11 protein-coding genes are annotated in these 12,244 nt (G+C 41.7%); all 11 read right to left on the reverse strand.

The genetic code is table 11. The features are described from left to right. Positions 1 to 57: 57 nt before the first annotated feature. The 11 genes from ACTVAI_RS00545 to ACTVAI_RS00595 all read right to left on the reverse strand — a co-directional run bounded on the left by ACTVAI_RS00545 (position 58) and on the right by ACTVAI_RS00595 (position 12,175). The gene (locus ACTVAI_RS00545) at positions 58 to 1,089 is read right to left on the reverse strand and encodes an AbrB family transcriptional regulator (protein ID WP_443485666.1); all 1,032 of its coding nucleotides are present in this window, start codon (positions 1,087 to 1,089) and stop codon (positions 58 to 60) included. A 64-nt stretch (positions 1,090 to 1,153) separates the two neighbouring features. Continuing rightward, positions 1,154 to 2,611 (reverse strand): gluconokinase, encoded by a 1,458-nt coding sequence (locus ACTVAI_RS00550; RefSeq protein WP_443485667.1) that lies wholly within the window; start codon positions 2,609 to 2,611, stop codon positions 1,154 to 1,156. Continuing rightward, positions 2,612 to 3,520 carry a phosphogluconate dehydrogenase (NAD(+)-dependent, decarboxylating) gene (gene gnd / locus ACTVAI_RS00555; RefSeq protein WP_443474035.1) on the reverse strand — a complete coding sequence of 303 codons (909 nt, stop codon included), beginning with the start codon at positions 3,518 to 3,520 and terminating at the stop codon, positions 2,612 to 2,614. Positions 3,521 to 3,577: 57 nt separating this feature from the next. Continuing rightward, complete coding sequence (locus ACTVAI_RS00560) at positions 3,578 to 4,903, reverse strand: 6-phospho-alpha-glucosidase (RefSeq protein WP_443474034.1); 1,326 nt, start codon at positions 4,901 to 4,903, stop codon at positions 3,578 to 3,580. Positions 4,904 to 4,923: 20 nt separating this feature from the next. Next, the gene (locus ACTVAI_RS00565) at positions 4,924 to 6,525 is read right to left on the reverse strand and encodes a PTS transporter subunit EIIC (RefSeq protein ID WP_443485668.1); all 1,602 of its coding nucleotides are present in this window, start codon (positions 6,523 to 6,525) and stop codon (positions 4,924 to 4,926) included. A gap of 105 nt (positions 6,526 to 6,630) precedes the next feature. After that, positions 6,631 to 7,356, reverse strand: a complete 726-nt coding sequence (locus ACTVAI_RS00570) for a MurR/RpiR family transcriptional regulator (RefSeq protein WP_443485669.1) — start codon at positions 7,354 to 7,356, stop codon at positions 6,631 to 6,633. Between the two features lie 252 nt (positions 7,357 to 7,608). Next, positions 7,609 to 8,469: a 3-keto-5-aminohexanoate cleavage protein gene (locus tag ACTVAI_RS00575; protein ID WP_443474031.1), complete on the reverse strand. Its 861-nt coding sequence runs from the start codon at positions 8,467 to 8,469 to the stop codon at positions 7,609 to 7,611. Positions 8,470 to 8,491: 22 nt separating this feature from the next. After that, positions 8,492 to 9,610 (reverse strand): aspartate-alanine antiporter-like transporter, encoded by a 1,119-nt coding sequence (locus ACTVAI_RS00580; RefSeq protein WP_443474030.1) that lies wholly within the window; start codon positions 9,608 to 9,610, stop codon positions 8,492 to 8,494. 103 nt (positions 9,611 to 9,713) lie between these two features. Next, positions 9,714 to 10,130, reverse strand: a complete 417-nt coding sequence (locus ACTVAI_RS00585) for a hypothetical protein (RefSeq protein ID WP_443474029.1) — start codon at positions 10,128 to 10,130, stop codon at positions 9,714 to 9,716. Between the two features lie 23 nt (positions 10,131 to 10,153). Further along, a complete protein-coding gene (locus ACTVAI_RS00590) occupies positions 10,154 to 11,665 on the reverse strand; it encodes a sodium:solute symporter family transporter (protein WP_443474028.1) in 1,512 nt (503 codons plus the stop codon). A gap of 3 nt (positions 11,666 to 11,668) precedes the next feature. After that, positions 11,669 to 12,175: a hypothetical protein gene (locus ACTVAI_RS00595; protein WP_443474027.1), complete on the reverse strand. Its 507-nt coding sequence runs from the start codon at positions 12,173 to 12,175 to the stop codon at positions 11,669 to 11,671. Between the last annotated feature and the right edge of the window lie 69 nt (positions 12,176 to 12,244).

Here is a 12,244-nt window from a genome sequence, read left to right on the forward strand (position 1 = left end):
ATGTTGTCCTTACTAAAATATAGCATAGATTGGCTTCAAGAGGCATTAAGTTTTTCCCTATAATTGCAATAAATTATTTACCAACAATATGGCGGTCGGATAAAAGGTAATCACCATCACCATTCGGAATGTTTGCATCAAAGAAACAACTGCAGCATTGGCATTATAATCAATCGCTAGCAACGCCAAATCACTGGCTCCTCCTGGCGCACAGGAAAATAAGGCAGTGGCCAGACTGAGTTTACCAGTTTTATAAAAGAAGGAGGCCATCACCACCACTAGGGTAAGATATCCCACAATCAGGATGATAGCAGGGACAATCGCATCCTTTAACGCCAAGATGGCTTCAAAATGAATGGATGAGCCTATCAAAATACCCGCTGAAATTTGGGCTATTTGTTTGATTTGAACAGGCATGACTGCAGATTGGGTTGAAATATTTTGTGCACCTACGGCAATCATCGAGAAAATAAGCGGACCGGCTGGCACACCAGAAAAGAAACCTATCACTCCGCCAACCATTCCAATAAGTGCTGTCAGCCAAATCCGTCCTCGTTTTTGTTCAGCTACTTTTTGTGGAACCATTGTGTCCTCTAAAGAATCTCCGTTGGAAATCATCCGGGAGAAAATAGCTGGAAACAACCCAATAATACTAAATAAACGCACGGTTTGCATCACCGAGACAATGGCTGGGTCCGCGCCCATATCCAGACTGACAATGACCATGTCCACCAAGCCGCCTGGGGCTGTTGCAAAAGCAGCGGTGGCAAAAGAAAATCCGCCTACTTTAGCGAGTACGAGCGCCATCAACAAACTAAAAATGATTAACACTACAATATTAAGAATTGCAGGGATAATCATTTTCCGTAACAATTTCACGTCTTTTTTGCTGATACCCGCACCGATGAATGTTCCAGAAACCATTTGCGTAAAGTTTTTCATAAAAGTCGGATAAGTCGCACCATCTGTCAAAATATTGAATACCGCCACTGCGAACATGGGACCCAACATAAAACTGGCTGGCACTTTAAATCGTCGGCCCAAATAAGCTCCCAGCACACCCATACCAATCGTCAAAACTAAATCCATTATTTCCAATTCCTGCCCTACTCTCGTCTATCATTGTATCCTTTTAGTATACACGAGAAAATTGTCAGAAAGTGTCCTTTTGTAGTTCTAAATGACGCAGTGCATTTCGATGGCGAATATAATTCTTGTAGTGGATGGCATAGGCTTCAACAAATTTAGCACGCGAAAGGATTTGTTTCCCTTCAGTAAGTACCCCATGATCTTCTTCAACCAAAAGAATGGCTCCAAGACTTGAACTTTCAAGCGAATGAGAAACAGTCAGTGGATAACCGAGAATATCAGCCGCAAGTTGTGCCCATTCGTCCGATGCTAAAAAGCCACCGGATGCTTTAATCGCCAGCGTTTCGCCACCAATTTCTTCCAAGATGTTTAAGACTTCCTTCAAATTGAACATAACACCTTCAAGTGCAGCCCGAATCAGATGCTTTTTACCATGAAAAGCACTTAAGCCATGAAAGGTTCCACGCGCAGTTCCATCCCAAAGTGGTGCGCGTTCGCCGTTCAAGTAAGGGATGAATAGTAACCCTTCAGCGCCAATATCCGTCTCCTTTAGTGCAAGTGGCATTTCACTGTAAATACGCTTGTCTTCTTCATAAAGAATGTTATTTAGCCATTCGAGCACATTGCCTCCGTTATTGACAGCTCCTCCGACCACCCATTTTCCAGGTGACAAATAATAACAAAACGTGCGTCCTTCTGAATCCAGGTATGGTTTGTCCATTGTCATCCGCAATGCGCCACTGGTACCAATCGTTATGGCAACTTCCCCTTTGTCGTTTGCACCCGTTCCTAAATTGGCCAAACAGCCGTCACTCGCACCTATGATAAGTTGCGTTCGTTCGGAAAGGCCGAGTTCTACGGCAACGTGGGCATCTTGGAAAGCAAAAGCTGTCGTCACATCCACGGGTTGCGATAATTTTTCAGGGGAAATTTGTAACTCCGCTAAAATCTCGTTATCCCAATAAAGGTCGTGAATATTGAACAGTCCTGTCGCAGAAGCGATTGAATAATCAATCACATATTTGCCGGTCAAATGATAGAACAGATACTCCTTTATCCCAATCAGCTTAAAAGCATGTTCACAAAGTGTCGTCTCTTCCTGCATCCACAACAACTTCGCAAAGGGACTCATCGGATGTACCGGTGTCCCCGTTTGATGATAATATTTTTGCCAGTCGGCCTGTTGCTTTAGCTTTTCGATTTGTCTTTGTGCCCGATTGTCGGACCAAATCCACATATTCGTTAAAGGTTGTCCCGCTTCATCAACCGCCATTAAGGCATGCATAGCACTGGAAAAGGACAAGAATAAAACTTCCCCATCCGGCTCCACTTGCGCTGTCAGTTGCTTAATTGCTCGTTTAAAGGCTTCATAGATTTGTTTTGGGTCCTGCTCCGATTTTTCAGGAGTAGGACGAAAGGTTGGATAAGCTTCATTCGCAATTGCTTTAATATTATTTTTTTCATCAAATAACACTGCTTTCGTACTGGTCGTGCCAATGTCGACGCCTATTTTATATTGCATTTAATCGTCCTCTCTAACAGGAATTGCATGTCCTCCAAACTCATTTCGCAAGGAGGCAACCACTTTTTCCCCGTATTTTTCTTGATCAGTCGATGCAAAACGCACCATTAATGCCTGTGTGATGACAGGTAGAGAAACTTGGTGTTTTAGAGCCTCTTCTACCGTCCAACGCCCTTCGCCCGACGAAGGAATCGCTCCTTCCAAATCGGTCATATTTGCGTCTTTCAATAATAGCGATTCGGTCAATTCCATTAGCCAACTGCGAATAACCGAACCGTGATTCCACACTTTCGCGACTTTCGCTAAGTCATAAGGATATTCACTGTGATGAAGTAAATTAAACCCTTCCCCGATTGCTTGCATCATACCATATTCAATCCCGTTATGAACCATTTTCAGATAATGCCCGCTGCCACTCTCGCCTGCGTAGAAATAGCCATTCTCAACGTTAATAGCTTCAAACAGAAATTCGATTTCTTTGAAACGTTCCGCATCGCCACCAATCATCATGCAGGCACCATTTCTGGCACCGCTCACGCCCCCGGATGTCCCTACGTCAAAAAAAGAAACCCCTCTTGTAGCTGCTTCTTGATGGCGTCGTTTAGAATCTTCAAAATGGGTATTCCCACCTTCAATCAGAATATCGCCTTCTCTTAAAAGAGGCAACACTTCCTGGAAAACATTTTCGGTAGGGGCTCCAGCCGGCAGCATCAACCAGATGACTTTTTGCTCCTGACCCAATGCATCCACGATAGTTTGAACCGATTGACAAAACTCACCGCCACATTCCTCAACTGATGCGCGTATTTCAGGGTTTATGTCGTGTGCAACAACTTCAATGTTATTCTCCCGCATATTTTGCAACAATGGGTAACCCATTTTTCCTAAACCAATTAAACCAATCTTCATAATTACCTCCGTCATTAAAATAGAGCGAGCAGACCTCTCCGCTCGCCCCATTTTGAATTATTTTAGTTCTGGCCAAAATTCTTTGTTTGCTTCAATTAAATCGTCCAACAATTCTTTTGCAACTTTTGCACTTGGAATCGTTTTCGACAGTGTCAATGCTTGCCATAGTTTTTGGTAACTACCTTCCACATAAGCCTCAACTGCCATTTTTTCCACCATTACCTGTTGGTACATCAATGTTTGATGGAACGATGGTATCTTTCCTTGCGCTAAAGCTTCAGGTCCGTCACTTCCGACTAAACATGGTACTTCTACCATGGCATCGTCCGGGAAGTTTGCGATTGCACCATTATTTTCAACAATCATCACCATCCGCTCATGAGTATTGTAAGCGATTGCCCGAGCTAAATCAACTATAAAACTGGCATGACTATCAATATGGAAACCACTATCAACAGCGGTTCCAGTTTCTACAATACGACGTGCTGCATCAAAGACGGTTTTTTCCCGACCATTCATGACTTCGTTTGCACGGGTGTATGTGCAATCTGAATGTGCAACTTCTTCATCAGGGAATAAATAGTATTTCAAGTAAGTATTCGGCAAATAACGATCATCCACTGCCAAGATATCTTTTGCTTTCTTGTGAGTCGCTTGCCAACTTTCATCCATGTGTTGCGTATCGACTTCCACTTGGGTCAAATACCCATGTTCTGATACGTACTCCCGAATTTGGTCGACATATTCGTGACCTTCTTTATCTTTAACGCTTGTCCACCAACCAAAATGGTTCAACCCAAAATAACGAACGTCCAAATCGCTTGGTTGTTTGCCGATGATTTGTGACATGCGACGTAATGTCCCAACCGGCATATCGCAAATATTCAGTACTTTGGAATTTGGACGAAGCACACGACATGCTTCCGCAACAATTGCGGCAGGATTGGAATAGTTTAACATCCAGCATTCTGGCGAATATTGTTCCATATAATCGATGATCTCCATCATGCCGGTAATACTGCGCATGCCATAAGCCAGTCCACCCGGTCCACATGTTTCTTGCCCGATGACACCATATTTCAAGGGAATTTTCTCATCCTGTTCCCGCATTGCATATTTTCCAACGCGGATATGAGCCATACAGAAATCCGTGTCCGTAAACGCTTCTTCCGGGTCGGTTGTATAAATGAATTCAACTTCAGGCGCTTGTTCTTTCATTAAAATTGCTAAAGCCTCGCCCAATACGCCTTGTCTCTCTGCATCATTGTCGTAGAGGCGCAAAGATCGCAACGGGAATCTATCGGCATTATCCAATAACATCATAACAATCCCTGGGGTAAAGGTACTCCCACCACCAGCAATCACAACTGAAAATTTCTTCATTAGTATATTCTCTCCTTCATCTACTCGCTTGTAACATTACCTAAAAATTGATCAACGGAACGACGGACTTGGGTCACATTCAACCCATAAACAACTTGGACATTTTCACCTTTCGTGATAACGCCGCTGGCTCCTGTTTCGTTTTTCAAAATCGCTTCATCGACTTTACTTGGGTCTGCCAAAGTAAGTCTTAAGCGGGTATAACAGTTTTCTACAGTCTTGATATTTTCTTTACCGCCAAGTGCTGCCACAATGACATCAGCATTGCCTTCGATTTCATTTGCGGTCGCAACGGAGTCAGGTGAAACACCTTTAACTTTTTCTTGATAATCTGCTTTGGAATACAGTTTTACTTCACCCGTATCTTCGCGACCAATTGTTTTCAAGTTCCACAATTTAATCAAGGCACGGAAAATTCCGTAGTAGAGGGCAAAGAATACAACCCCCACCAAGATGTACATCGGCCAGCTCGTTTTTTCGATTCCCAAAGGCACGTTATAAAGCAAGAAGTCAATAAACCCATTTGGACCAATGGCACGAACATTAAAGAGGTTCAACACCACCATGCTGAGTCCACTTAAAACAGAATGGATGACAAACAAAATGGGTGAAACAAACATGAATGAGAATTCGATTGGTTCAGTAACACCTGCTACAAAAGAAGTGAAAGCGGCTGGAATCAAAATTGCTTTTGCACGCGCTTTGTTTTCTGGTTTGGCTGTGTGATACATCGCTAGACAGGCACCAATCAAACCAAACATTTTCGAAATACCACGTGCATCCCAGATGACACTTGGTGAAAGAACACTGATATTTGGATCCGCGATTTCCGCGAAGTAAATATTACGGGCACCTTCCAATACTTGACCACCGACTTCTTCCACACCACCAAGGGATGTGTAAAGGAATGGCGTATAAACCAAATGATGAAGACCGGTCGGAATCAATAAACGTTCCAGCATGCCATAAAGGAATAAGCCGAAATTACCACTTTGGTTAATCCATTGGCCCATTTGATTAATACCAGTTTGGAAGAATGGCCAGATAAACGCGAATAGGATGGCTAATATGACAAGAACGGGAATCAAAATGATAAAGACGAAGCGTGAGCCACCGTAAATTTGGAGGGCTCCGTTAAATTCCCGATCTGCAAATCGGTTGTGAACATAAGCGGTTACAATTCCAAGGATAATTCCCAGAAAAACGCCCATATCCAATATTTGGACACCCAAAACCATTGTTTGACCTGTTCCTTGCAAGGAATCCGCATCAATTAAAGTGCCATTCAATATCAAGAAACGATTCATCGCATTAATAAAGACCAAATAGCCGAGTAAAGCCGTAAAAGCTGCTTCTGCTTTTTTCTTATTGGCTAATCCCAAGGCTATACCCACACTGAAAATTAATCCTAAATTCGTTAAAATGGACACCAATGAACCGGATAAGATGGTTCCAAAACCTGTGGTGATGGGATTATCCATAAATGGAAATTGTTCAATTAATTTTGCGTTGGTGAATAGGTTACCAACCGCAATCAAAATACCTGCAATGGGTAGAATGAGGACTGGAACAAACATGGCCTTGGAAAAACGTTGTAAGCCGTTCATCACTTTTTCTTTCATCTTTTTCTCTCCTTTTTCAATATAAACCTAGTGTATAAAAAAAGAACAGGTATGAAAAGGATTTCAATCCTATTCCATACCTGTTTCGCAGTTTCGAAACGTGTTTCAGTTTTGTTGATACTCTTTCATAATGGTTTCGAAAAGAAAGAGCACCTGGGCGAAGAAATAATTTCCTTTAATATTGCGATCGTCCAATGTGTCCCCATCCATAATCGGAAAGACCACATCAGCTAAGCGTGCGGCTGAATTGTCGGTTTCATTCGTGAAAGTAACCACAGGTATTCCTTGCTCTTTAAAATACTTCATTTTTTCAACGACCTGCCTCGTCTCACCTGATTTCGTAATCGTCAAGAACAATCCCGCAATTTCCACGTTGTTTTCCAGGACCCCTACTGAGTCGGTACCACTGGCAAATAAGGTCCGTTTCCCGTTCACCAAAAGTTTCTTATAAATATATTCACCGATAATCCCTGAGAAACCTGTTGCGTAAATAAAGATGTTTTTATCTTTAATAGTATTCAATAAAGTGAGAAATTGCTCGATTTCAGTTTGGTATTTTTCCAAATCGCCAATATAGCTTTCATAGCTTTGTTTCATGGGGGCTTTACTGCCCCTTACCATGGGTTCTAGATGATAGTAGAGGTCAATAAAACCGTTATATCCCATTTTTTTGGACAAACGCATGACTGTAGCGGGAGAAGTATAGTTTTCCTTAGCAACTGTACGAACGCCTTGATCCAAGACGGTGTCTATGTTTGCGATGATGTATCTAAGAATTGCTTCTTCTGTTTCCGATAGTTTTTTGCCTTGAATGATTTTAGATAAATCCAATTGACAATCCTCCTCACTAAACCTTCCCATTCATTATAGCTGAGAAACATAAGAAACAGAAAGCCTTTTGAAAAGCTTACTCAATTCATTTTCTCGAGTTGAGTAGTCTAAATTCTTTGATTCGAATTTCTTTGTTCAGACATCTTATAAAAATATAAAAAGAGACTGAATTAAGCAAAGCTACCCAGCAAAAAACGCCCACTCGTACAAGTCAGGGCGCTTACAGGCATATATGCCTGTGCGTTATTCTACTTAAATCCTGATTCCCAATATTTTCCTTGCTTCCATTGGACTAGCCACAACATTACCAAATTCGTTGATAATCCTCGCAGCTCTTTTTACCAGTGCAACATTCGTTGCTTTCTGTCCTCGGGTATAATAGAGATTATCTTCTAAACCTACTCGCACATGTCCTCCCATTGCTACTGTAGTAAAAAGAATGGGCAGATGGTCAATTCCAATTCCCAGAGCACTCCATGTTGACCCTGCAGGTAAAGCCTCTTGCAGAAAGACCAAGTTTCTTATAGTAGCTGGCGTGCCACCTGAAACTCCCAGACAAAGCTGGTAATAGGGATTTTCTGGCAATGCCCCCTCTTTTATGAGTTGTTGGGCCATCTGGATATCCCCTATATTAAATATTTCAACTTCAGGAAGGATTTTCAAATCTTTCATTTTTCTTCCTGATGTCCTTAGAAAGGTTAAGGGGTTAAGGAATACTTTTTCACCGAAATTCATGGTCGCCATGTCAAAAGTTGCCATTTCAGGTTCAAGATCCAGTATTCCCAGCCGCTTGTTTTGATAGCCATCCAATTCACCCATTATTTCCAAACCCTGAAAAGTTTTTACTTCACCTGAAGTCGTGAGATTGACAATCATGTCACAACGTCTTTCAATTCCTTCTTTTACTTGTTGGAACTTTTCATTGTTGATTTCATACGTGATGCAGTCATCCGCTTTAACATGAATATGAACGATTGAAGCACCAGCAAGATAACAATGATAGGCATCTTCAATCATCTCATCGACAGTAACAGGTGTATGTGGGTTCTTTTCTTTGGATCCCTGGGAACCCGATAAAGCAACTGTAATTATGGTCTTTTTTTGTCCAGTCATCGCTATTCCCCCCTTACCTTCCTTAACCGAGCAGGCTCAGTATTTGCGCACTCAGAACCACGCACAATAATGCAATCGGATACGTTGAAGCATAAATAGCAGCAACTTGTGGTGTCTCTGTCGCGTCTATTAAAGTTCCTAATCCTGGCGTGGCAGTCATCGCTCCGGTTACTGAGCCCAGTGTATCGATGATATTCATGCGGAAAATAAAATGACCGACCAGGAATGCCGCTAGAGCAGAAAATACTGTAATAGCAACTCCACTCAAAAAGAGAACCAGGCCATATTGTTGGAGGATTTCCAATGCACCTGCCCCCGCACTTACACCCGTTCCAGCATAAAACAATAATAACCCAAAATCGCTCAAAAGGCTTGAATCTTCAGGCGTTATTTTCAATGAAATAGGGCCTATGCCTCCCAAATACCCGAAGAAAAGACCTGAAACGAGAGCTCCTCCCGCATTTCCTAAACTTAATGCTGCCCCTCCTGGAAGCGGTAACTCCAATTTACCAACCAGAACTCCAAAGAGCAAGGCCAAAAAGAAAGCGAAAAAACCGTTTTTATCAAATTTAAATGGATGAATTTTCTTTTTCTCAGACAAGCCACTATTCAAATTGGCCACAAAAATCCTGGCCTCATCTTTTGCATTAATTTTTAGAAATTTGATGGATAACTGAACAAATAAAATGACACCTACTACACCAAAAACATATGCGATTCCATAACCGATTGAAGCTAAATCGGATTGTGTTGCTTCAACAGCCGCACCCAACCCAGGTGTACTTGTCAAAGCCCCAGTCATAACACCAATGGTTAGTGGTAACGGAAGATCAAACATATTGTAGATACCCACCGTCATTAATGATGCAAATGCAATAGTCGATATTGCGATAACAATATAGGACGTGGCCTTATTTTTGAAATTTTGGATAAAAATCGGACCGGCTGACAAGCCTACTCCCGTAACAAACATCAGCAAACCTATGTCGGTAATTATTTTGCTGATTTCAAATCCATAATGGCCGAAAACGAGGCCAACAAGCAACACGCCTGCTGATCCAAACTTGATTCCAAAAAAAGATATCCTTCCGAACACACGTCCCAACAAAACAATTAAAATGATTAACAAAACTTCACTCATATTAGAATCCCACCCTTTAGTTATCATTCGGAAGTACTTAGCCATATAAAATGAAAAGGCGGTTCAGGAAAACATCCTTCGAACCGCCTTTTCCTCCCTCAGATTACTGTTTATATGGATTTTTTAATTCCGATACTTCACGCACTTCATCTGGCGTCAAACCTTTTATCTCTTCAGAAGTGACATATTTTGTAATCGGTTCAACCGTCGCGTCCCAGTAAGCGGTATCAAAAGCTGGGATGAAGACCGTACGGCCATCCTTCATACGAGCTGAAATATCCTCCTTGACCGCTTCAAAATCATCTGTCTCAAAATCCCATATAATCAAATACTTATATTGGTGTTCAGTATCCTTGGACAATTGGATATCTGATAGTTTGTAGTACTTACAACCAACATATCCAGGAATGCGTAACAAGTCATGAATATGCTGACCTGCGTACCAATCCAAGTATTCTTCTTCTTGACCTTCCGTAGGATTGCTCCACACCAACATTGAATATTTTTTCTTCTCTGCCATTTATATTTCCCCCTATATATTTTTTATAAACTCAAAGCACGGACTGCATTTGGTTCTGGTAAATCTTCGACTGCATCAAATGTTAAGTAGGATACTACTACTCCAGTAGCTGTAGTCAAGACAATCAGATACATATACCAAGGCAAGCCCTGAGGCCATTGAATCGTGGTGAAATTGACGAGTAGTAATCCTGTAATATTACCAAGTAATGCTACAACTGCTGCTGCTCCCATACCTTTTGCATTGGCTTTTTTCCAGAACATGCCGATTACTACAACTGGAATGAAGATCGTCATAAAGGTTGCCCATCCAAGTGCACCAAGTAACGAAACTGTCTCGCCAGAGAATGAAGCAAGAAGAATTGCCACTACACCAACAACAACAATCATAATTTGATAGGTGCGGATTTTCGTTCTGTCATCTTGCTTAACACCCACTGCACTCAAGATATCAACGGCAAAAGCTGAAGCTCCCAGCGTCATATATGTACTGGATGAAGAAACAATCGCAGCCATAATCGCTGTGTAAAGGAGTAGTTGCATACCGAAACCAAGATATTCTCCAACCGCCCAGGATACTGTCGATGGATCTGCAATTGGATCCATGAGTCCATTTGTCACAAGCAGTACCGCCAAATAACCGATTGAAAATCCGAAGAATGAAACAACTCCTTGAATAATCCCTGTTTGCATGCCCAAATTTGGCAAGTCACGAGGATTTTTAATTGCATACATCCGAGAAATTGTAGCAGGTTGGCAAACTGCACCGATGATTCCCAAGATGTAGAAGTTCATTGATTGTGCTTCTGTAGCATTACCAAACGCAGTCAGGTGAATCGCTTCAAATGTCGACGTGACACCATTAGAACCTGTCACAACTGCGTTGTTGAGTACTCCTTCAGTCATGGCTCCGAACCCACCCGAAAAGAAGAATATACCCAAAAGAATGATTCCTGCGATGAACATGATCAAACCTTGAAAAGCTTGAGACATGATCCCTGCTGATTCACCGCCCAATGTTACATAAACGATTACAACTGTAAAAATCAGAACAGCGGATATGAAGGTATCCCATCCAAATAGATATGTCAACAAACTCGCGCCAGCACCGATTTGTGCTGCTAAGTAGGAGAATGTCCCAATAAATAACACAGTTGCTGTACAGAATTTAACGAGACGACTATTATTATAGCGTGCATCCACTAAATCCCCGATTGAAGAAATATCTTTAACTTCAGCCAAGCCTCGCACTTTTTTCCCTATAAAAATATATCCCAATGTAAACCCAACAGCCATAAGAGCATTCATTGTCATGGCATTTCCGCTTGTGTATACAACCCCAGGAAGACCTACCAACATCCAACCTGAAGCAATAGCTGCTGCTGTTGACAAGGCAATGACAATTGAACCGAAACTTTTTGAACTACCGATAAAGGAGGAGGCAGAACCCTTGGATCCTTTACTGAAATGAGTACCGATGAAATAAGAGACAACCAACAATAAGCCAATCGTGCCTAATATAATCACATTACGCATTGTCTACACCTCTCCCCTTGCTTCTACTTTATTACCATCTACATCAAGCGTATCAGGTAATAAGGGAGGATTATTATCCTCGGCCTTGATTTCTTCCAGAAAATTGTCCCATTTCTCTTGTGAGAGCCATTGATCTTTCATAAGAATCAAAAATCCAGCTTGATAGAGCAACGACCCCAACCAATAAACGACGACAAAATAAAACCAAGATGGGTGCATGCCCATGATAAGAAAATCTGGAGCTGTGTTACCAAACTGATAATAGTAATAAATCATACCGGTCATTCCACCACCATGGATAATCAAGAATCCAATCACTAAAATCCAAAAACTTTTCTTTGGAATTTTATCTCCCTCAATCAATCCCATAAATAGCTGTATGCCGGTAACGGCTATCGCCGGATAAATTCCCCACAACCCTCTACCAGAAAGCGCTAACGTTATGGCGACGATAAACATGACAGGAATTAAAAATACTAAGAAGTCGGAGGTACGTTCTTTGATTTTCATATTAACCCTCTTTTCTATTCTGATTATGTGATGCGGTAATTTATTCTAAAAATACACCGCATCACCTTC

This window comes from Jeotgalibaca sp. A127 (genome assembly GCF_052266745.1).
In the GTDB taxonomy this organism is placed as follows: domain Bacteria; phylum Bacillota; class Bacilli; order Lactobacillales; family Aerococcaceae; genus Jeotgalibaca.

Bases quoted from the DNA above. Each gene is read 5' to 3' on its own strand.
- ACTVAI_RS00545 (WP_443485666.1), bottom strand. From the start codon at position 1,089: ATGGATTTAGTTTTGACGATTGGTATGGGTGTGCTGGGAGCTTATTTG.
- ACTVAI_RS00550 (WP_443485667.1), bottom strand. From the start codon at position 2,611: ATGCAATATAAAATAGGCGTCGACATTGGCACGACCAGTACGAAAGCA.
- gnd (WP_443474035.1), bottom strand. From the start codon at position 3,520: ATGAAGATTGGTTTAATTGGTTTAGGAAAAATGGGTTACCCATTGTTG.
- ACTVAI_RS00560 (WP_443474034.1), bottom strand. From the start codon at position 4,903: ATGAAGAAATTTTCAGTTGTGATTGCTGGTGGTGGGAGTACCTTTACC.
- ACTVAI_RS00565 (WP_443485668.1), bottom strand. From the start codon at position 6,525: ATGAAAGAAAAAGTGATGAACGGCTTACAACGTTTTTCCAAGGCCATG.
- ACTVAI_RS00575 (WP_443474031.1), bottom strand. From the start codon at position 8,469: ATGACTGGACAAAAAAAGACCATAATTACAGTTGCTTTATCGGGTTCC.
- ACTVAI_RS00580 (WP_443474030.1), bottom strand. From the start codon at position 9,610: ATGAGTGAAGTTTTGTTAATCATTTTAATTGTTTTGTTGGGACGTGTG.
- ACTVAI_RS00585 (WP_443474029.1), bottom strand. From the start codon at position 10,130: ATGGCAGAGAAGAAAAAATATTCAATGTTGGTGTGGAGCAATCCTACG.
- ACTVAI_RS00590 (WP_443474028.1), bottom strand. From the start codon at position 11,665: ATGCGTAATGTGATTATATTAGGCACGATTGGCTTATTGTTGGTTGTC.
- ACTVAI_RS00595 (WP_443474027.1), bottom strand. From the start codon at position 12,175: ATGAAAATCAAAGAACGTACCTCCGACTTCTTAGTATTTTTAATTCCT.